General features: G+C 38.5%; 20 protein-coding genes. 18 read left to right on the top strand and 2 right to left on the bottom strand.

Going from position 1 to position 20966, the window contains the following annotated elements; genetic code table 11:
- Positions 1-562 precede the first annotated feature (562 nt).
- Genes mraZ through ftsZ form a run of 15 tightly spaced genes read left to right on the top strand, consistent with a single transcriptional unit; the run spans position 563 to position 16644 of the window.
- A complete protein-coding gene (gene mraZ, locus CHU_RS13370; protein WP_011586109.1) occupies positions 563-1018 on the top strand; it encodes a division/cell wall cluster transcriptional repressor MraZ in 456 nt (151 codons plus the stop codon).
- 7 nt (positions 1019-1025) lie between these two features.
- Positions 1026-1922 carry a 16S rRNA (cytosine(1402)-N(4))-methyltransferase RsmH gene (gene rsmH, locus CHU_RS13365; protein ID WP_011586108.1) on the top strand — a complete coding sequence of 299 codons (897 nt, stop codon included), beginning with the start codon at positions 1026-1028 and terminating at the stop codon, positions 1920-1922.
- A 4-nt stretch (positions 1923-1926) separates the two neighbouring features.
- Entirely contained in the window at positions 1927-2328 is a 402-nt protein-coding gene (locus CHU_RS13360) for an FtsL-like putative cell division protein (protein ID WP_011586107.1), read from the top strand.
- Positions 2318-4423, top strand: a complete 2106-nt coding sequence (locus CHU_RS13355) for a penicillin-binding protein (protein ID WP_011586106.1) — start codon at positions 2318-2320, stop codon at positions 4421-4423. Before CHU_RS13360 ends, CHU_RS13355 begins: the two co-directional genes overlap by 11 nt.
- A gap of 1 nt (position 4424) precedes the next feature.
- Positions 4425-5885 (top strand): UDP-N-acetylmuramoyl-L-alanyl-D-glutamate--2,6-diaminopimelate ligase, encoded by a 1461-nt coding sequence (locus CHU_RS13350; RefSeq protein WP_011586105.1) that lies wholly within the window; start codon positions 4425-4427, stop codon positions 5883-5885.
- 4 nt (positions 5886-5889) lie between these two features.
- Positions 5890-6264 carry a hypothetical protein gene (locus tag CHU_RS13345; protein WP_011586104.1) on the top strand — a complete coding sequence of 125 codons (375 nt, stop codon included), beginning with the start codon at positions 5890-5892 and terminating at the stop codon, positions 6262-6264.
- Positions 6265-6267: 3 nt separating this feature from the next.
- Positions 6268-6639, top strand: a complete 372-nt coding sequence (locus CHU_RS13340) for a four helix bundle protein (RefSeq protein WP_011586103.1) — start codon at positions 6268-6270, stop codon at positions 6637-6639.
- Positions 6639-7850: a phospho-N-acetylmuramoyl-pentapeptide-transferase gene (gene mraY, locus CHU_RS13335; RefSeq protein WP_011586102.1), complete on the top strand. Its 1212-nt coding sequence runs from the start codon at positions 6639-6641 to the stop codon at positions 7848-7850. Before CHU_RS13340 ends, mraY begins: the two co-directional genes overlap by 1 nt.
- Before the next feature lie 3 nt (positions 7851-7853).
- A complete protein-coding gene (murD, locus tag CHU_RS13330) occupies positions 7854-9206 on the top strand; it encodes a UDP-N-acetylmuramoyl-L-alanine--D-glutamate ligase (protein WP_011586101.1) in 1353 nt (450 codons plus the stop codon).
- 4 nt (positions 9207-9210) lie between these two features.
- Positions 9211-10368 carry an FtsW/RodA/SpoVE family cell cycle protein gene (locus CHU_RS13325; protein WP_011586100.1) on the top strand — a complete coding sequence of 386 codons (1158 nt, stop codon included), beginning with the start codon at positions 9211-9213 and terminating at the stop codon, positions 10366-10368.
- Positions 10361-11470, top strand: a complete 1110-nt coding sequence (gene murG, locus CHU_RS13320; RefSeq protein ID WP_011586099.1) for an undecaprenyldiphospho-muramoylpentapeptide beta-N-acetylglucosaminyltransferase — start codon at positions 10361-10363, stop codon at positions 11468-11470. Before CHU_RS13325 ends, murG begins: the two co-directional genes overlap by 8 nt.
- Complete coding sequence (murC, locus tag CHU_RS13315; protein WP_011586098.1) at positions 11467-12867, top strand: UDP-N-acetylmuramate--L-alanine ligase; 1401 nt, start codon at positions 11467-11469, stop codon at positions 12865-12867. The genes murG and murC overlap by 4 nt, the downstream gene beginning before the upstream one ends.
- Positions 12848-13645, top strand: coding sequence for a cell division protein FtsQ/DivIB (locus tag CHU_RS13310; RefSeq protein WP_041932394.1), 798 nt, complete (start codon positions 12848-12850; stop codon positions 13643-13645). Before murC ends, CHU_RS13310 begins: the two co-directional genes overlap by 20 nt.
- An 11-nt stretch (positions 13646-13656) precedes the next feature.
- Positions 13657-15030, top strand: a complete 1374-nt coding sequence (gene ftsA / locus CHU_RS13305; RefSeq protein WP_041932393.1) for a cell division protein FtsA — start codon at positions 13657-13659, stop codon at positions 15028-15030.
- Between the two features lie 30 nt (positions 15031-15060).
- Positions 15061-16644, top strand: coding sequence for a cell division protein FtsZ (ftsZ, locus tag CHU_RS13300; RefSeq protein WP_011586095.1), 1584 nt, complete (start codon positions 15061-15063; stop codon positions 16642-16644).
- 55 nt (positions 16645-16699) lie between these two features.
- On the opposite strand, the gene CHU_RS13295 is transcribed toward ftsZ, so the two are convergent.
- On the bottom strand, positions 16700-17227 hold the full coding sequence (locus tag CHU_RS13295) for a hypothetical protein (RefSeq protein ID WP_011586094.1): 528 nt from the start codon (positions 17225-17227) through the stop codon (positions 16700-16702).
- Positions 17228-17230: 3 nt separating this feature from the next.
- Positions 17231-17755, bottom strand: a complete 525-nt coding sequence (locus CHU_RS13290) for an NADPH-dependent FMN reductase (protein WP_011586093.1) — start codon at positions 17753-17755, stop codon at positions 17231-17233.
- 99 nt (positions 17756-17854) lie between these two features.
- On the opposite strand from CHU_RS13290, the gene CHU_RS13285 reads away from it, so the two are divergent.
- The 3 genes from CHU_RS13285 to CHU_RS13275 all read left to right on the top strand — a co-directional run bounded on the left by CHU_RS13285 (position 17855) and on the right by CHU_RS13275 (position 20927).
- On the top strand, positions 17855-18532 hold the full coding sequence (locus CHU_RS13285) for a response regulator transcription factor (protein ID WP_011586092.1): 678 nt from the start codon (positions 17855-17857) through the stop codon (positions 18530-18532).
- Positions 18529-19797, top strand: coding sequence for a sensor histidine kinase (locus tag CHU_RS13280; protein ID WP_011586091.1), 1269 nt, complete (start codon positions 18529-18531; stop codon positions 19795-19797). Before CHU_RS13285 ends, CHU_RS13280 begins: the two co-directional genes overlap by 4 nt.
- 146 nt (positions 19798-19943) lie before the next feature.
- Positions 19944-20927, top strand: coding sequence for a sodium-dependent bicarbonate transport family permease (locus tag CHU_RS13275; protein ID WP_011586090.1), 984 nt, complete (start codon positions 19944-19946; stop codon positions 20925-20927).
- Positions 20928-20966 lie beyond the last annotated feature (39 nt).

The raw sequence follows: 20966 nt of genomic DNA, 5'->3' as shown, positions 1-20966 counted from the left end.
TATTTTATCAATTTGTTGATAACTTTATCTTAATTCACATGTTCTGTAGCCTCCGTTAATAGGGGCATAGCGGGTTAAAGTACAATTTGTGTATATCTATTTTTTTATTTATTGCATACAACAATATTTATTGATCCCTTTATTGACGGTGCTTTCATAATAGGTTGCATCTTATATACATTATTTTATTTGATGTGAATATCGTTTTATTTCTATTGCATGCCCGTTTTTATTGGCTTTGCAGGCGTTTTTAAAAAAATGAAGTAAAAGAGCCCTTATAAATACGGGGTTTTAAGGTCATGGTGCCAAAAACAGGTTTATACTTTTTTTGCTTTTTTAACTGTTTGAATAAAATTCATTAAACATGCCGGCTATGTCTGTTTATCCGGAAAAGCTCCTTTGCTGTGCATCATTTAGTTGAATTCTTGTTGGTAAAGGGTCTATTTTTCCACAAAATGGTTTAAAATCTTATAATTGTGGGTTAAAGTGGGTTGATGTGGTTGGATTTTGTTTTTTCTTTTTTAAATTTGATTAACCGATTGTATATCAAGGGTAAAAATATATGGGATTCTTTTCAGGTGAATATGACTGTACAGTAGACGCGAAGGGCCGAATGGTCCTGCCTGCTCGTATTAAGTCCAATTTGCCTGATATCGATGCCGGAAACGTTGTTTTGACACGGGGTTTTGAATCCTGTATTGTGTTGTATTCGCAGACAGAGTTCAAGAAAATCTATTCGAAAGTATCTGGTTTGAATGAGTTCAGTGAAGAATACCGGGTATTTCAACGGAACTTCTTCCGCGGGATCAATGAAGTTGAACTGGATAGCAATGGTCGCTTACTGATCCCGAAAATGCTGATGGCACATGCACAGCTTGAAAAAGATATAACAGTAGTGGGGATGGGTAACAGGGTGGAGATATGGTCGCCAGACTTATATCAGAAGTTCCTGATTCAGGATTCATCTGAATTTGCCCAGCTCGCAGAAAAATATTTAGCACCAACAAAAAAGGAATAACAGGCTTATGTATCACGTTCCGGTCTTATTAAAAGAAAGTGTAGAGGGTTTAAACATTAATCCGGAAGGAATCTACGTCGATGTAACATTTGGCGGAGGTGGTCATAGCCGTGAGATTTTAAAACACTTAAAAGGTGGTAAACTGTACGCCTTTGATCAGGATGCTGATGCCGTTGATAACGCAAAAGATCTCATTGGTCCAAACTTCACCTTGATTCCAGCCAACTTCAGGTACATTAAAAAATATTTACGTCTGAACGGAGTAGATAAAGTAGATGGTTTATTAGGTGATCTGGGTATCTCATCTCATCAGATCGATACGCCTGAACGGGGATTCTCTATCCGTTACGATGCGCCGCTGGATATGCGTATGGACCGTGCCATTGATAAGACGGCAGCCGATATCATTAATAAATATTCAGAACATGGCCTGCACAGTATTCTGGGTATGTATGGCGAAGTGAGAAATGCAAAAACACTTGCACAGGCCTTGGTAAAAGAACGCATTAACAAACCGATTAACCGTACCTCCGAATTGATTGAAGTCTTGTCAGACTACGCACCAAGAGGGAAAGAAAGTAAATATTACGCACAGGTTTTTCAGGCACTTCGAATTGAAGTAAACGAAGAACTTGAAGCATTGAAAGATTTATTGGAACAAAGTCAGCAGGTATTAAAGTCCGGCGGCAGACTTTCAATCATCAGTTATCATTCCCTGGAAGACCGCCTGGTGAAAAACTTTGTGCAGCAAGGAAAATTTCATGGTGATGCAGAGAAAGATTTATACGGTAATACCAATAAGCCTTTCAAATCAGTTGGCAAAGCAATTGATCCGGATGATGAAGAAAAAGAACGAAATAACCGCGCGCGCAGTGCCCGCTTACGAATAGCAGAACGAGAATAAATCTATGGCTAAAAATACAGTAAAAGCTACTCCACAGGTTGAAGAACCATATGCTCCGGAAACAGTCTCTTCCGGCAAAGGAGTATTTTCTATTGTAGATAAGTACATTCCCATTGGAAATGTATTCAATGAAGGCTTACCGGTACAGTATGTACCTAAGGTATTGTTTTTTGCCTTTATTATGATGCTGTATATAGCAAATGCACATTACGGCGATAAGCTTGTGCGTAAGACAAGCCGGTTACAAAATGAAGTAAACGACCTGCGGGCAGATTATACCACGTTACTTGCCGACTTAATGTTTAAGAGTAAACAATCTGAAGTGGCAAAGCAAGTTGAATCATTGGGATTAAAAGAAAGTATAGAACCACCTGTTAAAATAACTGAGAAGCAACGTGAATATTAAAAAATCCATCGTCCTTCGAATACGTCTTGCCTTTTTGGTAATACTGTTATTTTCTTTTGCAATTGGATACAAGATCGTTGTTATCCAATTTGTACAGGGAGATAGATGGGCGAAACTGCATGAAGAAAATCTGCTGGATTTTAAAGATGTAAAACCTACTCGCGGAAATATTTTTTCTGATGATGGAAGTTTACTTGCAACATCTTTGCCTTTCTACCGGGTATGCATTGATCCAAAAGTTGCAGATGACGAAATATATAGAAAAGGAATTGATCAGTTATCCAGAAATCTTGCGAATTATTTTAAAGATAAAACGGCTTCAGAATATAAACGGAAGATCAACGATGCGCGAAAAGGCAATAAGCGGTACATCATTTTAAATCATAAGCTGATCAATTATCAGGCAAAGAAGGAAATGTCTGAATGGCCGATCTTTTCTGAAGGCCGCTCTAAAGGAGGCATTGTATTTGAAAAAGTTGATAAACGGTTCCTGCCGTTTTCATTTCTTGCTCAGCGTACAGTAGGTTTTGTCAATGAAGACAATAATGGTGCAGGTTTAGAATATAGTTTTAACAAAGAACTTGCCGGTCAGAACGGAAAAGCATTGTTTCGAAAAATGTCGGGCGGTAACTGGAAACCGGTGCACGATGAAAATGAGATCATGCCTGTTGACGGTATTGATATTGTTACAACAATTGATGTAAATATTCAGGATGTCGCTGAAGCTTCACTGCGCAATCATTTAACGGCACATGACGCAGACTACGGTTGTGTAGTACTCATGGAGGTAGCAACGGGTGAAATTAAAGCCATCGCGAACCTCGGTAAAATAGGTGAAGGCGCATATGCTGAAAATTATAATTATGCCATGGGTAACCAGGGCTTAACCGAACCGGGTTCAACCTTTAAGCTTGCTTCCATGATTGCATTGTTTGAAGATACGGATATTAACCTTGCAGATACCATTGATACGGGTAACGGTGAATATGAATTCTATGATCGAATCATGCGTGATTCAAAGCCGGGCGGTTATGGTAAAATTACTTTGCAGCACGCGTTTGAAACATCATCCAATATTGCGGTTTCAAAAAAGGTGAATGAATATTTTGGAGCCAAGCCGGATAAGTTCTTAGAATATATTACAAAAATGGGCTTAACTGAGCCGGTTGTATTTCAAATGGATGGTGTAGCCAAACCATATTTTAAAACAACGGCTTCTAAAACATGGAGCGGTACAACCTTACCGTGGATGTCAATCGGATACGAATTGAGCATGTCACCTATTCATACACTTGCTTTCTACAATGCCGTGGCAAACAATGGTAAAATGGTACGCCCGATGATTGTTAAAGAAACGCGTGTGGCTGATCAGGTATTGGACAGATACGAAACAGAAGTAGTAGAAGAGAAGATCTGTTCAGATGAAACCATTCGTAAAGTGAAAATCATGCTGGAAGGTGTTGTCGAAAACGGAACAGCTGCAAATATTAAAAACTCAAATTACAAAATAGGCGGAAAGACAGGTACAGCACAGCGTTTGGTAAAACAAACCTATACAAGAACATATTACACTTCTTTTGTTGGGTATTTTCCGGCAGATCGTCCTAAGTACAGTTGTATTGTTGTGATCGACAATCCGAAAGGATATAATTTGTATGGTTCGGATGTGGCAGCACCGGTGTTTAAAGAAGTTGCAGATAAAATATTTGCGCAGGATCTGGATCTGCATGCACCTATTGCCCCAAATAATGTAACTGCATTCAGCGGCATATTTCCAGCGATCAAAGGTGGATTGTATGAAGATCTTAAATTTCTATGCAACGAATTAAAAATTCCACAGCATACAAGTACAAATGCTAATGATGATTGGGTAAAAGCCAATCTTGAAAATAAAACAGTTGTTTGGTATGACCGCAAAATTGTTGCAGGTATTGTACCGGATGTAAATGGACTGCGTTTAAAAGACGCGTTGTATATATTGGAAAATATCGGACTGCGTGTGCGGTTTGAGGGCAGCGGCAGAGTTGTTTCTCAATCCATCCAATCTGGTACCAGATATAATAAAGGTAATTACATTACTATCGTCTTGAATTAATATGCAGATAAAAGATTTAATATATAAGGTCTCTTTAATATCAGTATCCGGAAGAACGGATGTAGATGTTACTGCTATTTGTTTTGATTCGCGCAAAGTTGAGAAAGGTTCTATGTTTATTGCTGTAAGAGGCGTAAGCAGCGACGGACATTCATTTATTGCAGACGTTATTCAAAAAGGTGCTACTGCTGTTGTATGTGAAGAGCTGCCGGAAATTGAATCTACTGCTGACTGCACGATCATTCAGGTAAAGGATAGTGCGGAAGCTCTGGGTATGATCGCTTCTAATTTTTACGATTCACCTTCGTCTAAATTAAAATTGGTAGGTGTAACAGGTACAAATGGTAAAACGACTACAGTAACCTTACTATACCGCTTGTTCAGAAAGCTGGGTTATAAAACGGGATTGCTTTCAACTGTAGAAAATATTATTGAAGATAAAGTCGTGCAGGCTACACATACCACACCGGACGCTATTTCTTTAAATAAGCTGCTGGCAGATATGGTGAAGGCCGGCTGTACACATTGCTTTATGGAAGTGAGTTCGCATGCTGCTGTACAAAGACGTATTGCCGGTCTGCAATTTGCTGGTGGTTTGTTCAGTAATATCACACATGACCATTTAGATTATCACAAAACATTTGACGAATACATCAAAGCGAAAAAATTATTCTTTGATGGTTTACCGAATGATTCATTCGCGCTGATTAATTCAGACGATAAAAGAGGCCGGGTAATGATTCAGAATACACGTGCTAAAACATATACGTATTCATTACTTGCCTTAGCAGACTTTAAAGGGAAATTAATTTCTACTACCATGCAGGGTTTGGAAATGGATGTAGACGGTATACAGGCCTGGTTCAGGCTGATCGGTAATTTCAATGCATACAATTTATTAGCCGTGTATGCAACAGCCGTATTACTGGGTGAAGACAAGGAAGAAGTGTTGATGCAGCTTTCAACTATTGAAGCTGCAAATGGCAGATTCGAACAGCAGATATCTGCAACACGCATTACCGTGATTGTTGATTATGCACATACACCTGATGCATTAAAAAATGTATTGGAAACAATTACAGAATTAAAAGGAGCAAACAAAATTATAACAGTTGTTGGGTGTGGTGGTAACAGAGATGCTGCAAAGCGCCCTGTGATGGCAGACATCGCATGCCAGTTCAGCGACCATGTTGTATTAACGTCTGATAATCCACGTAACGAAGAACCTCAGGCCATTCTTACTGAAATGGAAAAAGGCGTTCGTATTGTAGACAAGAAAAAAGTTCTGTCTGTACTGGATAGAAAAGAAGCGATAAAAGTTGCCTGTACATTGGCATCAACAGGTGATATTATTTTAGTTGCCGGAAAAGGCCACGAAACATATCAGGAAATCAAAGGGGTTAAATATCCTTTTGATGATCGTTTAATAATAAAAGAGTTATTAGACACTTTAGGGAAGTAAAACTATGATGAGTTCTTTTTTAGAGATCAAACATTTTAACCAGACAACGGTAAAATATTCCGTTGAACGGTTTGTTGTGTTTTTAAATGACAATAATCGTACAGATTTATCTGAGCGTATTGACTTGTTGTATAAAGAAGTTGTGCAGGCATTGTATCATGCTGAAATAGCTAAATCGAATCACGAATTTAGATTGAATATGCTGAATGCATCCAAACAATCTAAAGGATTATTGAATCTTATACGATTCATTAAAATTTATAAAATCATACTTGTGCTGGAAGAGGATTACAAAGATTTTGAAGAACTGGTAAATCAAATAGAGCAGGCAAGAAGAAACATTCATAAAAGTGCACGTGCATTTAAATCTATAGACTAGTCAATGACTTACGAACTACTTAGTAACCGAACTTTTGAATTGTCCAATAGGATCATGGATCTCTACGGTGTTCTGTTAAAGAACAACGAAATGGAGTTGTCGGCAAGACTATTGAAATACGGATTGTCTATACGCAAGCATGCTGAAACTGCGTGGGCTTCAACTACTCATATGGATTTTACAGAAGCAATTTCTACTGCTTCTGAAATGTCTGTTCAAACCAGATATTGGCTGAAATTGATTCAGATGAAGCATCCTTTAAGTACTGAATGCGATACATGTGTTGAATTGTTGAACAATGTCATTAACATGTTGAACTATATTATTAGTCATAACGAGCAATATCATTTTCAACTTCAATATCAGTCGAACTAATGCTATATTATTTATTTGAATATTGGGAAAACAAATATGACTTGCTGGGAGCGGGTGTATTTCAATACATTTCTTTTCGTGCCGGCATGGCCGCATTTGTATCGCTTTTAATAGCGCTGGTGTTTGGCAAAAAGATCATCACCTTTATTCAGAATAAACAGATAGGCGAAAGTATCCGGGATCTGGGTCTTGCTGGCCAGATGGAGAAAAAAGGTACTCCGACAATGGGCGGATTAATGATTATTCTATGCATCATTGTTCCTACGGTATTGTTTGCCAAACTAACCAATGTGTACATCGTGTTGTTATTGATCTCCACGATATGGCTTGGTTTCATTGGCTTTATGGATGATTACATTAAAGTATTTAAAAAGAACAAAGAAGGTTTACAGGGAAAATTCAAGATTATCGGTCAGGTTTCATTGGGCCTTATTGTTGGTTTAACATTATTGTATAATTCAAGTGTTGTTATCCGTGAATATACATTGGCAGATGGAAGCAAATCAACCATTCAAAGTTCTTCCGTTTATACAGATGTTGAATCAAGTTTAACAACTATTCCATTTCTAAAAAACAATGAATTGGATTATGGATCGATTTCGTGTTTAATAACGGATAACTGCACACCAATTCTGTATGTGCTTCTTGTAATAATAGTGATTACAGCTGTTTCAAATGGTGCAAATATTACGGATGGTATTGATGGCCTGGCAGCAGGTACTTCCGCTATCATAGCATTAACATTATCAATTTTTGCCTATGTATCCGGAAATGCGATTTTCGCAAGCTATCTGAATATTATGTATATCCCCAACAGCGGCGAACTGGTTATTTTCGGAGCAGCATTGATGGGTGCATGCATCGGATTCCTTTGGTTTAATTCCTATCCGGCTCAGGTATTCATGGGCGATACCGGCAGTCTTGCCTTGGGTGGTGTAATTGCTGTAATGGCCTTGGCTGTTCGTAAAGAATTATTATTGCCTGCCTTGTGCGGTATATTCTTAATAGAAAATTTGTCTGTGATCATGCAGGTGTCCTATTTTAAATATACGAAGAAAAAATACGGAGAAGGCAGGCGGATTTTCAAAATGTCTCCTTTACATCATCATTATCAGAAGTCAGGTTTCCATGAATCCAAGATCGTTACACGTTTCTGGATTGTAGGAATTTTATTGGCGATTCTGTCATTAGCAACATTAAAATTACGATAATACATGTCTCAGAAAATAGTCATATTAGGTTCAGGAGAAAGTGGTGTAGGCGCTGCTTTGCTGTCAAAAGCAAAGGGCTACGATACGTTTGTCTCTGACTCAAGTATGATTACCGAAGCATTCATTGCTGAATTACAGCAAGCAGGCATTGCATTTGAGCAAGGTGTACATTCAGAAGAAAAAATACTGTCGGCACAGCTGATTGTTAAAAGCCCGGGTATACCTGAAAAAGCCCCGATCATGAAACTGATCCGTTCCAAAGCAATTGAAGTGATTTCAGAGATCGAATTTGCATACAGACATATTCATCCAGGTGCCAAATTTATTGCAATCACAGGAAGTAATGGTAAAACAACTACAACCTTATTAACGCATCACATACTGGCACAACTTGGTTACTCTGTTGGCTTGGGGGGGAATATCGGAACGAGTTTAGCGCGCCAGATTATTCATGAAAAGAAAGATGTATATGTATTGGAATTGAGCAGTTTTCAGCTCGATGATATGTATACGTTTAAAGCAGATGTAGCTGTGTTGTTGAACATAACGCCGGATCACCTGGACCGGTATGAATATAAATTCGAAAATTATACCGCATCAAAGTTCAGAATATTTCAAAATCTGACACCCGCAGATTATTACATAACATATTCAGAAGACAGCGTAATTGAATCGTATAAAAAAGATCATCCGGTTGATGCACGTTATGTGCCTGTTTCATTGAAACAGCTTTATAGTGCAGGTGCGTATTCAGATGAAAAAACCATTCAGATCCATGCACTTGATGATACTGTTGTTACCTGTAATACGGAAGAATTTCCGTTGCAGGGGAAACATAATTATATAAACATTATGGCTGCATTGAATGCAGCAGTATCTATCGGTGCTGATATTCATAAAAGCATTGCGTCAATAAAAAGCTTTAGAAATGCACCACACAGACTTGAGTTTGTTGGTTCTATTTATGGAGTGAAGTTTGTAAATGATTCCAAAGCTACAAATGTAGATTCTGTCTGGTATGCATTGGATAGCATGAAAACGCCGGTTGTGCTGATTGTGGGCGGTGTAGATAAAGGTAATGACTACTCGCAGATTGAAGCATTGGTAAAAGAAAAAGTTCATACGGTTGTTGCCTTAGGTAAAGATAATTCAAAAGTGCTGAGTGGGTTTGCTTCTATGGTTTCTGAAATCAAAGAAGCACATTCCATGGTTGAGGCAATTCGCATCGCGCATGATTCAGCAAAAAAAGGAGATACTGTTTTACTTTCTCCGGCATGTGCGAGTTTTGATTTGTTCAAGAATTATGAAGACCGCGGAACACAATTTAGAAATTTAGTAATTGAATTAGCAGGTTAAGAATATGACATTGAATCGTATAACAGACTGGTTGAAAGAAAATTTGAAAGGAGATCCTTTCATCTGGTCTATTATTTTGATCTTATCCCTCATCAGTTTGGCTGTGGTATACAGTGCATCCAGTTCACTGGCTTTCCAAAAGAAAGATGGGGATACGATGTATTACTTAACCAAACATGGCGGCTTGGTTGTTGTCAGTTTGATTTTAGTTTGGCTGGGACACAAAATAAATTATAAATACTATTCGCGTTTAAGCCGCCTGGCATTGATCATTTCAGTGCCCTTGCTGTTGTTTACATTTTTAATGGGAACCGAGAGTGGTGGTGCAACACGTTGGCTTATGATTCCGATCATCAATCAGTCATTTCAGCCATCAGATTTAGCAAAGCTTGCACTTATTGCAAACCTGGCAAGTATGTTAGCGAAACGCCAGGCAAACATTGAAGATTTTAAAGAATCATTTATTCCGATTGTTTTCTGGGCTGGCGCTATATGTGGTTTGATTGCATTGTCAAACCTTTCTACTGCCATGATCTTATTCTCAACCTGTTTGCTGCTTATGTTTATTGGCAGGGTACCGGTGAAATATTTATTTATGCTGGTAATTGTCGGCGCTATTTGCGGTACGATCGCATTAAAGATCGGCCAGCGTTTGGAAACAGCCATCAGCCGGATTGAACATTTCTTTGATGATAGCGGAGAAGTCCCTTATCAGGCAGAGCAGGCTTTTATTGCAATCTGGAACGGCGGCCTTTTTGGTAAAGGTCCGGGCAACAGTGATCTGAAATATTTTCTGCCGCAATCTTCTTCCGATTTTATCTATGCCATTATCATAGAAGAGTATGGTTTTATCGGCGGCATGTTTGTGCTCTTTTTATATCTCGCGCTGTTATACCGCGGTATGAAAACAGTAGTAAACAGTGAACGGGCATACGGTGGTTTATTATCTGCCGGTGTTGCATTCAGTTTAGTAGGCCAGGCAATGATCAATATGGGTGTTGCAGTTGGTCTTGGTCCGATCACCGGTCAGCCATTGCCTTTGTTAAGTATGGGAGGTACGTCGTTGTTGTTTACAGGTCTTTCCTTAGGAATTATTTTAAGTGTGAGCAGAGGGGATATTAAAGAATCAAATTCAAATCCAGCAGAAGTACAAAATGCCTGAACAAAAACCATATCGTATAATTATTAGCGGCGGAGGCACCGGAGGACATATCTATCCTGCAGTTGCTATTGCGAATGCAATCAAAGCACGGTTCCCCGATTCTGAAATATTATTTGTGGGTGCACAGGGACGTATGGAAATGCAGAAAGTGCCGGCAGCAGGGTATAACATTGAAGGCCTTTGGATAAGCGGTATTCAGCGTAAGCTTTCACTGGATAACTTAGCGTTTCCGTTAAAAGTTATTGCAAGTTATTTTAAAGCAAAAAAAATTGTTTCAACGTTCAAACCCGATATTGCCATTGGGGTAGGTGGCTATGCAAGCTGGCCATTGTTGCAGGCTGCAAATGCTTCGGGTGTAGCAACATTGATTCAGGAACAGAATTCCTATGCAGGTGTTGCCAATAAAGCGCTTTCAAAAAAAGTAAAAGCAATCTGCGTTGCGTATGAACGTATGGAACGTTTTTTCCCGGGAGACAAAATTGTCTATACGGGAAATCCGGTTCGTAAAGATATTGTTGATTATAAAAAATATTCCGAAGGCGCACATACCTTCTTTGGTCTAAAACCAGGTGTTCCAACGTTGTTTGTAATGGGCGGAAGTTTAGGTGCACGAACAATTAATTTATCGATTGAACGGAATCTTGAACAATTAAAAAATGCCGGTATTCAGGTATTGTGGCAGACAGGTAAGTTTTACTACGAAGGATTAAAGCAATACAATTCAGAAACCATTAAGGTAACGGATTTCATAGCAGATATGAACAGGGCATATGCGATGGCAGATGTGATTGTTTCAAGAGCTGGTGCATTGTCTATTTCTGAATTATCAATTGTAGGAAAACCGTGTATTCTGGTGCCGTCACCAAATGTGGCAGAAGATCATCAGACTAAAAATGCGCTGGCACTTTCTGAAAAGCAGGCGGCATGGATGGTAAAAGATATGAATGCTCCTGAAGAGCTGGTTCAAAAGGCATTAGAGTTGATGAAGAATCAGGATGCACAGCATACGTTGAGTAAAAATATCCTGACATTTGCCCGTCCGGATGCAACAGAACGTATCGTTAATAAAGTATTCGAAATAATTAATACAGATAGAAAGTGAATCTGACACATATACATAGCGTTTATTTAATAGGTATCGGCGGGATAGGTATGAGTGCATTGGCCAGATGGTTCAAGCAGAATAACTATAACGTAGGTGGCTATGATAAAACTTCTTCCGATTTAACAAAAGCATTGGAAGCAGAAGGTATGGCTGTGCATTACACGGATTCAATGGCGGAAGTTCCGGAAGCGTTTACAAAGAAAGATTCTGTATTGGTTATTTATACACCGGCTATTCCTGCCGATCACCTGGAGTTGAATTTCTTCAGAGAGAATGGTTATGCGTTGTATAAACGTTCTCAGGTGCTGGGATTCCTTACGAAAGAATTAAAAACAATTGGTATTGCCGGTACACATGGAAAGACAACAACTTCTTCTATGGCCGCGCATATCATGCATGAATCGGGCATGCCATGCAGTGCATTCCTTGGGGGCATTACACAGAATTATAATACAAATATACTGATCGGAAATCATGGCGATGGTGCAGGCTGGGTAGTTGCAGAAGCAGATGAATATGACCGTTCATTCCTTCAATTAAGCCCGGATATAGCGGTTATCAATAACATGGACCCTGATCATTTAGATATTTATTCAGATGTACAATCGTTTTACGATTCGTTCAATGAGTATTTAAAAAAACTAAAACCAGGCGGTATTGTTATCCGTCGGGTCGATGTAGACGTTCAGATTCCTTCCCATGCATCGCTTTCAGTTACCTTTGGTGAATCGGTTGAAGCAGATTACCGCATTCAGAATGTTGTTGTTGAAGATGGTGGCGTTACGTTCAGTATTGATCATGATTTCACACGCTGGAATAATATCCGTATTGAAATGCCAGGCATGCATAATGTAATGAATGCAACCGCTGCTTTCTTAGCGGCACATTTTGCTGGGGTTTCCATTGATTCGATAAAAGCAAGCTTAAGAAGTTTCGGTGGCGTTAAAAGACGCTTTGAATACATCTATAAAAATACTAAATTAGTTTATGTAGATGATTACGCACATCATCCAACAGAATTGGAAGCATTGTTGAAAGCTGTGCGTATGGTCTTTCCCGGAAAAAAAGTTGTAACCGTATTTCAACCCCATTTGTTTAGCCGGACCCGTGATTTCATGCAGGAGTTTGCGCAAAGTCTGGCATTGACAGACGAGTTGCTGCTTATGGAAATTTATCCGGCAAGAGAATTGCCCATTGAAGGTATTACGTCAGATGTGTTGCTGAACTTGATTCCATCAACAAATAAAAAGGTGGTTAGTAAGGAATCCTTATTGACAGAATTAGAAAAATTGAATTTTGATGTTGTGATTACTGCAGGTGCAGGCGATATCGACCGATTTATTCAACCAATAAAATTACTTTGTGAGCAGCGTTATGGCAAAGCAAACGGATAACAGGAAAAAATGGAGCATGAGTCAATCGCTTAAGAACAAACTGGTGTTTGGTTCTATGGGCGTAGTGCTGCTTTTTCTGATCAGCTTTGTAGAGAACGAACATGCAAACAGAACAATCAGGAAAACGCTGGTGCGGATTAATTACGAAGCCGACAACTACTTCGTTGACGAAGCCGACATTTTACGTACCCTTACGATGAATGACGCGGATCAGATTGTGGGTAAAAAATATCGGGATATTGATTTGAAAACTTTAGAATTACGCCTTGAAAGCATTAAATTTGTGGATGATGCACAAATAAGTGCCGATCACAAAGGAACCTTGATGGTTGAAATAAATCAAAGCAAGCCAATTGCCCGAATCGTTAGCCAGAATTCTCCTCATGCATACATAGGAAGTAATGCTACGGCACTATCGACTTCTGAAAAATTTACCTCCCGCGTATTAATTATTGATGGTCCTTTTGCATCCAGACTGATGAAGGAAAATTATATGCTTACCGATTCTACCGGAAGCAAATATTTTCAGCTGATTGAGTTTATTGATCAAAGCCCGTATTGGAAAAAAATGATTTCACAACTAACACTGTTGCAAAATGGTGATGTTGTGATGCAGCCGCAAATAGGCAACTACGAGATCTTCTTTGGAAAGCCTACGGATATTGAAGTGAAGTTTAAAAAAATAGATATGTTTTTCCGCGATATACTTCCGGCTAAAGGCTGGGATTCGTATCAACGGGTTAATGTATCGTTTAATAATCAAATTGTCTGTGAATAATTTTTATGCCCATGTATAAAGAAAATAATCAATCTCACCCAAATCAAAACGACAAAATTGTCGTTGGTTTAGACATTGGAACAACTAAGATTTGTGCCATCGTTGGTAGAAAGAATGAATATGGCAAACTGGAGATACTTGGTATCGGAAAGGCTGTATCTGAAGGGGTAATTCGGGGCATGGTAACGAATATTAATTTAACCGTTACGGCGATTGAAAAAGCAATCAAAGAAGCATCTGACCAGTCAGGCATTGATATCGGCGTAGTAAACGTTGGTATTGCCGGTCAGCACATAAAAAGTTCGGTACATCACCATGGTATTAACAGACCCGGCGGTGACGAAGAAATCTCTGTAGATGACGTAAATCGTTTGACAGCGGATATGTACAGGACTGTAATGCCTTTCGGAAACGAGATCATTCATGTAATGCCTCAGGTATATACGGTTGATTACGAAGAGAACATTAAAGATCCGGTTGGTATGACGGGCGTTCGCCTTGAAGCAGACTTTCATGTGATCACCGCAAATACAAACGCGATTAAAAATATAAACCGCTGCGTGCAGAAAGGTGATCTTGCTATTGACAACTTAATCCTTGAACCGATTGCTTCAAGTATGTCGGTGTTGAGTGAAGAAGAAAAAGAAGCAGGTGTATGTCTGGTAGACATTGGTGGCGGTACAACCGACATCGCTATTTTCTACGATAATATTATCCGTCACACGGCTGTTATTCCTTTCGGGGGGGATATTATTACGTCTGATATTAAGACGGGTTGTAACATCATGCACAAGCAGGCAGATGAATTGAAAATTAAATTTGGTTCTGCGTTAGCAAGTGAAGCACGTGCAAACGATATCATTACAGTAAAAGGATTACGTGACAGACCAGCGAAAGAAATTTCTGCTAAAAATTTAGCAAGCATCATTCAGTGCAGAATGGAAGAAATTCTGGAACTGGTGCACAGCGAAATTATTTGTTCAGGATACGAAGATCGCTTGGCCGGTGGTATTGTTATTACAGGTGGAGGTGCTCAGTTACAAAACTTAAAACAATTGTTTGAGTTAATGACCGGACAGCACACACGTATCGGTTATCCGAATGAACATTTAGGTAAGAGCAAAACAGAATTGGTAAAAAGCCCGATGTATGCAACGGCTGTAGGCCTTGTATTAGCAGGTTTCTGGTCCATCGACGAACGTGCAAATAAGTATTCAGATATATCTGAAAAACCAGCTGTTGAAGCGGTAGATAAAAATAAAAAAGTCCAGGAAAAGAATTACAAAGACGATACTAAATCATTGTTTGGGTTCAATCTTAAAAAAGCCAGTGATAGACTGAAAGGGTTATTGATGGATGATATTGACGATAAACAAGACTATTAATTAAATCATTTTTACTAAACTTCGTGTCCTATGTATAAGTTTGATTTGCCAAGTCATCACAAATCCATCATCAAGGTTATTGGTGTTGGAGGCGGCGGGAGTAACGCCGTAAATCATATGTATAGCCAAGGCATCAAAGATGTTGAGTTCATCGTGTGTAACACAGATGTACAGGCATTAAGTGGCAGCCCCATACCGAACAAATTGCAGATTGGCATTGGCTTGACCGATGGTTTAGGTGCAGGCGCTAACCCGGAAAGAGGGAAGAACGCAGCCATTGAAAGCAAAGAAGAAATCAGAGAGTTGCTGAGTAACAATACAAAGATGGTTTTCATTACTGCCGGAATGGGCGGTGGTACCGGAACCGGTGCAGCTCCGATTATTGCAAAACTTGCAAAGGAACTGGATATTGTTACTGTTGGTATCGTTACGGCTCCGTTTGGTTTTGAAGGCAAAAAGAAAATATTGCAGGCCGAACAGGGAATTGAAGAGCTGAGAATGTACTGCGATACCGTTCTTGTGATTCTAAACGATCGCTTGCGTGACATCTATGGCAACCTTTCCATCCGCGAAGCATTTGCTAAAGCAGATAATATCTTAACAACAGCTGCAAAAAGTATTGCAGAAATCATCACGGTTACCAGCGATGTAAACGTGGATTTTGAAGATGTTAAAACAGTAATGAAAGATTCAGGAGCTGCTGTAATGGGCTCTGGTATTGCAAGCGGAGAGGGCAGAGGAACACGTGCCGTTGAAGAAGCATTATCTTCTCCGTTATTGAACAACACAGATATCACCGGTGCTAAAAAGATCCTGTTATCTATTATGTATGGTCCGGATGCGGAACTCCGTATGGATGAATTATCTGAAATCGCTGATTACATTGAAGCACGCGCAGGCCTTGATCAGGATACAATCTGGGGTCAGGGGGTTGATCCGGAATTGGGTGACAGTATTCGTGTAACCGTTATTGCTACTGGCTTTGAGCCAAACAAAATGACGGCAAATAATAAAGCGGACAAAGAAGTAAAAAAGTTCTATGATCTGGAAACTTCTAAACAGATCACCATATTTGATGCTATTGATGAGAAAAAATCGGTTGATTCGAAAGTAGAGTTGAAAGAAGATTCGTATCCGAAAAATTCAATAGAAAATACTTCAATGGATACTGTATCTACAACAAATCACTCCAGTGATGTGGTTGAACCAACAGAAACATATTCATTTGAATTTACATCGGTTCAGAAAAATCCGGTTGAAGAAACTGTTTCAAATGATTTTACAGACGAAACAGAATTTGTATTTGAAATTAAAGATACAAAGCCGGATTCGGTTTCAGCACAAACGCCTGAAAGCCTGATGGCAGAAGAACAGCGTAAAAAGCTTATTCAGCAATCTCAGGAACGTATCAAGCGTTTAAAAAGCCTGAACAGCAATCCGAACATTCCACACGAACAGTTTAAAGATATGCTGGATAGACCTGCGTTTGAGCGTAAGAATGTAAATCTGAAAGATCATCCGCATTCATCTGATCGTAATATTTCCAGATTCAATCTGAATGATGATAATGAAATTTTAGGAAACAATAAATTCCTGCATGATAACGTAGATTAGTCGTTATCTAAATAAGTAAAAATAAAAAATAGGTACTGATTGATTTAATCAGTACCTATTTTTTTAAAGGCTTCTTAGAAGGCGTAGATCCGGATGTTACATCCTGTTCAGGCTTAACTTCGTCTTTGTATATTATGAGCGGCAAAAACTGACTGTCGCTAAAACTCAACCAGATTTTTTCTACATCAGTTCCGGTAAAGATCTTCTCAAAGCATACCAGCTGCAGATGTGTAGAACCAGGTTCTACGGTATACTTGCATGCATATTCTCCTGTAGTTGCATTCGTCAGGAAATTATAAAACAAGGTGCCATCTTTTAATAAAATATAAATTTTATAATCACTCCATACAATCGGTTCTGCATGTTCATTGTTGACAATCGCAATGCGCATAGCAGAATAGATGCTGCCGTCGTTGCGTTTACTTTGATTGACAGTATTAGGGTAAGCGCCGATGGTAAATTTAATGGTGTTTGCCTGATTGGAAAATACACCTAAGAAATATTCATTTACCTGTGCATGGCATGCCTGACTAAAAATAAAAACCAATAATATGACCGGGAAGAAGCGAAATGTTTTTTTCATGCCTTAAAAGTTTAACAGATCTTTTACCTGGAGTAAAATCAAATCACGTAAAAACGGATCATTGATTTCACCATCTATAAATGTTTTTTCAACCCGTGTGATTCTTGGTTTGGAGGCCAATACATGCATGCCCAGATAATTCAGGATGTCTGTTAAATGGCTTAGAGCAAGGCTGCCGCCCATCACCCCTGATGAAAGGCCAAGCAGCGCACCTTTTTTATTTTTGAAACTTGCCGGATAATCCAGGCCGTCAATAAATGCTTTTAATACACCCGGAAAAGAGCCGTTATACTCCGGAACAACAAATACAAATTTTTCAGAAGCTGCAATCTTGGCTTTCATAGCATTGAAAATCAAATCCTTTCCCTGGTTGTGGTACAATGCACTGAAAAGGTATGATTCAGGTAATTCATTTAAATCAATTAACGTTGCTACGATACCCTGATCTTCGAGTAGTTTAATATAATATCTGGCAATCTTCGATGAGTTTGAATTGGGCCTGTTTGTACACGCAATAACACTAATCATTATTCTTCAGCTTTTCTTTAGATTCAATCTATAATTTGTTCAAGTTAATTAAAAAAAGTAAATTTAGTTGTACACTTGGTTTTTTCAATCTGCCGGCCTATGAAACTTTTATTAATTGAAGACGAAAAGGAATTAAGACAATCCATCATCAGTTACTTATCTCACGAAGGCTATGTGTGCGAAGTTGCGCGTACCTTTGCAGAAGGGCAGGAGAAGATAAACTCCTATGAGTATGATTGTTTTATTGTAGATTTAATGATGCCGGGCGGCAGCGGACTTGATTTGATTCAGGAAATCAAGAGTAAAAATATCAAAGGCGGCATTATTATTATTTCTGCTAAAAATACCCTTGAAGACCGTATTAAAGGGCTCGATCTTGGTTCAGATGATTATCTGACCAAACCCTTCCATCTTTCAGAATTAAATGCCCGGTTAAAATCCATTGTGCGCAGAAGACAATTTGATGGAAATAAAGATATTATTTTTAACGAAATCCGTCTGATTCCGGAAAATCATGAAGTATTTGTAAACGATACACGCGTAACGCTTACCGGAAAAGAATTTGAACTGCTGTTGTTTTTTATTTCGAACAAAGGCCGTGTGTTACCTAAAGATTCTATAGCGGAGCATATCTGGGGCGATCACATGGATCAAAGCAATTCTTTTGACTTTATCTACACGCACATTAAAAACATGCGCAGAAAATTAGTTGATGCAGGCTGTAAAGATTATTTAACCACCGTATACGGCATCGGTTATAAATTTCAGACAGAATGAAATTAACAGCGAAAAGCTCAATTTATTATTTAATTTATACGTTATTTATTTTTACGATAGGTACGGTATTATTTTATTTTTTAATCCGTAATGTTCTTTTCAATGCAATTGATGAGGCCTTGCATCAGGAAAAAGATCAGGTAATTGAAAACCTGAGATATGAAAAAGAATTCAAGGAAATTCAGAACAGTGATTTTATCGAAATTATTCAGGTAGGGAAGGATAGTAAAGTATACGACCGGTTTTATACCATAAGTATATATAATTCTAAACGGAAAGAAAATATTGATTACAGAGAATTGAAAAGTGTCTACAAACACGGTGATAATTTTTATGAGATCACAATCAGGCAACCGCTTTCAGAGGCTGAATCCCTTATCAATTCTATTCTTCCGATTGAAGTGGCTTTGTTTTTCGGTTTAATTGTTGGAGTACTTTTAATTAACCGGTTTATTTCAAATAAAATCTGGCAGCCTTTTTATGATTTGGTTGAACGGTTAAAAAATTATGATCTGGTAAACATTAAAATCATTCCATATTACAAATCGAATGTGGATGAATTTGATGAATTGAGTGAGAGTGTAGAAAAAATGACTACCAGAATATATAAAGATTTTAACAGTCAGAAAGAGTTTAATGAAAATTCTTCACACGAACTGCAAACACCGTTAGCCATTATCCGCAATAAGTTAGAACTACTGATCCAATCTAAAAACCTGAAAGATGAAGACATGGTTCTGATTGAATCTGTTTTCTATACCATCAACCGGCTTACCCAGTTGAATAAGGGCTTGATCTTACTTTCTAAAATTGAAAATAATCAATACAGTGAGCTGACCAGAATTAATATCGGGCAGCTGCTTGAAACACTTTTAATAAGTTTTGAAGAATTAATAAATGAACGCAACATTATCGTTCAGCTCAATATTTTAAAAGTAATCATCATACCGGCGAATCAGATTTTAATTGAGACCTTATTTTTCAACTTAATCTCAAACGCGATTAAGCATAACATTGAAGATGCCGGTACAATAACAATTACGCTTTCAAAAGATATGTTAGAAATCTCAAATACCGGAAACGAATTGCCGGTAGAAGCAGAACGTATGTTTGAACGGTTTTTAAAAAGCTCTACTTCCGAAATGTCTGTGGGTCTTGGCTTATCTATTGTCAAAAAAATATGCGATTTATATAAATTTAAAATATCGTATACCTGTGTGAATAAAATACATACAACCCGTATTGAATTTTCACCACCTGCCTGAAGTATTGTTCAGCCTGAAGCGTAGTTTCTATCTGGAATAAATGTATTTAACGTACTTCCACGTATATTTGCAGGATAACTACATTGAAGTGCTAGCTTCAAATGAATAAAACGAACTTGATTTTACCCCTTTAACAACGTATTTGTATGGATTTTCACGCAGTAATTGACAACTTTACAAGTCCTGCGGTGTTATTCTTTTTCCTTGGTTTGATTGCTGTTGTAATCAAATCGGATCTGGAAGTGCCGCCGGCAATTGCAAAATTTTTTTCTCTTTATTTATTATTCGACATCGGCATTAAAGGTGGCGAAGAATTGTTTCACAGCGGGTTTACTTTGAAGATCGTTTACATCATACTTGCCTGTATGGTAATGGCTGTTGTTGTACCCATCTTTGCTTACAGGGTGTTGAGAATAAAACTGAATGTATATGATGCCGGCGCTATCGCTGCAACATATGGTTCGGTAAGTGCCGTAACCTTTGCAACAGCCCAGGCTTTTCTTACCGGACAGAACGAACCTTTCGGCGGTTACATGACTGCGGGTATGGCCTTGATGGAATCGCCTGCAATCGTTGTAGGTTTATTAATGATCCGGAAAAATACATCCAAAGAAAAACATTCCGTTGATGCCGCGCATGGTTCAAAGATGGGAGAAGTTTTGCGGGAAGCATTTTTTAACGGCTCAATCGTATTGCTTGTCGGTTCAATGATTATTGGATACCTGGGTGGCGAACACGGTGAAGTAGATCTTAAACCTTTTGTAGGTGGTATATTTAAAGGAATGCTTTGCTTATACTTGCTGGATATGGGTATTGTAGCCGGCAGCAGATTATCTGCGTTAAAACAATCCGGTGTATTCTTAGTAGCATTTGGTATTCTTACCCCGATCATCAATGCAACATTAGGTATTATAATTTCTTATTTGCTTGGGTTGAATCACGGAGATGCCTTATTATTTACGATACTATGTGCCAGCGCCTCATACATCGCTGTACCAGCAGCCATGAGAATGGCCGTACCCCAGGCAAATATGAGTTTGCTGCTTCCCATGTCGCTGGGGGTTACATTTACATTTAATATCGTAGTAGGTATTCCGGTCTATTATGGAATTATCACTAGCTTGATTTAATGATGCGGTACTATTTCTGATACAGTGAAAAAATATTAC

Origin of the sequence: Cytophaga hutchinsonii ATCC 33406 (assembly GCF_000014145.1) — a bacterium.
In the GTDB taxonomy this organism is placed as follows: domain Bacteria; phylum Bacteroidota; class Bacteroidia; order Cytophagales; family Cytophagaceae; genus Cytophaga; species Cytophaga hutchinsonii.
This window is presented reverse-complemented; position numbering and strand designations above follow the sequence as displayed.

Excerpts from the sequence above, each read along its gene's own strand:
- mraZ (WP_011586109.1), top strand. The coding sequence starts at position 563 with ATGGGATTCTTTTCAGGTGAATATGACTGTACAGTAGACGCGAAGGGC.
- rsmH (WP_011586108.1), top strand. The coding sequence starts at position 1,026 with ATGTATCACGTTCCGGTCTTATTAAAAGAAAGTGTAGAGGGTTTAAAC.
- CHU_RS13360 (WP_011586107.1), top strand. The coding sequence starts at position 1,927 with ATGGCTAAAAATACAGTAAAAGCTACTCCACAGGTTGAAGAACCATAT.
- CHU_RS13350 (WP_011586105.1), top strand. The coding sequence starts at position 4,425 with ATGCAGATAAAAGATTTAATATATAAGGTCTCTTTAATATCAGTATCC.
- CHU_RS13345 (WP_011586104.1), top strand. The coding sequence starts at position 5,890 with ATGATGAGTTCTTTTTTAGAGATCAAACATTTTAACCAGACAACGGTA.
- CHU_RS13340 (WP_011586103.1), top strand. The coding sequence starts at position 6,268 with ATGACTTACGAACTACTTAGTAACCGAACTTTTGAATTGTCCAATAGG.
- mraY (WP_011586102.1), top strand. The coding sequence starts at position 6,639 with ATGCTATATTATTTATTTGAATATTGGGAAAACAAATATGACTTGCTG.
- murD (WP_011586101.1), top strand. The coding sequence starts at position 7,854 with ATGTCTCAGAAAATAGTCATATTAGGTTCAGGAGAAAGTGGTGTAGGC.
- CHU_RS13325 (WP_011586100.1), top strand. The coding sequence starts at position 9,211 with ATGACATTGAATCGTATAACAGACTGGTTGAAAGAAAATTTGAAAGGA.
- murG (WP_011586099.1), top strand. The coding sequence starts at position 10,361 with ATGCCTGAACAAAAACCATATCGTATAATTATTAGCGGCGGAGGCACC.
- CHU_RS13310 (WP_041932394.1), top strand. The coding sequence starts at position 12,848 with ATGGCAAAGCAAACGGATAACAGGAAAAAATGGAGCATGAGTCAATCG.
- ftsA (WP_041932393.1), top strand. The coding sequence starts at position 13,657 with ATGTATAAAGAAAATAATCAATCTCACCCAAATCAAAACGACAAAATT.
- ftsZ (WP_011586095.1), top strand. The coding sequence starts at position 15,061 with ATGTATAAGTTTGATTTGCCAAGTCATCACAAATCCATCATCAAGGTT.
- CHU_RS13295 (WP_011586094.1), bottom strand. The coding sequence starts at position 17,227 with ATGAAAAAAACATTTCGCTTCTTCCCGGTCATATTATTGGTTTTTATT.
- CHU_RS13290 (WP_011586093.1), bottom strand. The coding sequence starts at position 17,755 with ATGATTAGTGTTATTGCGTGTACAAACAGGCCCAATTCAAACTCATCG.
- CHU_RS13285 (WP_011586092.1), top strand. The coding sequence starts at position 17,855 with ATGAAACTTTTATTAATTGAAGACGAAAAGGAATTAAGACAATCCATC.
- CHU_RS13280 (WP_011586091.1), top strand. The coding sequence starts at position 18,529 with ATGAAATTAACAGCGAAAAGCTCAATTTATTATTTAATTTATACGTTA.
- CHU_RS13275 (WP_011586090.1), top strand. The coding sequence starts at position 19,944 with ATGGATTTTCACGCAGTAATTGACAACTTTACAAGTCCTGCGGTGTTA.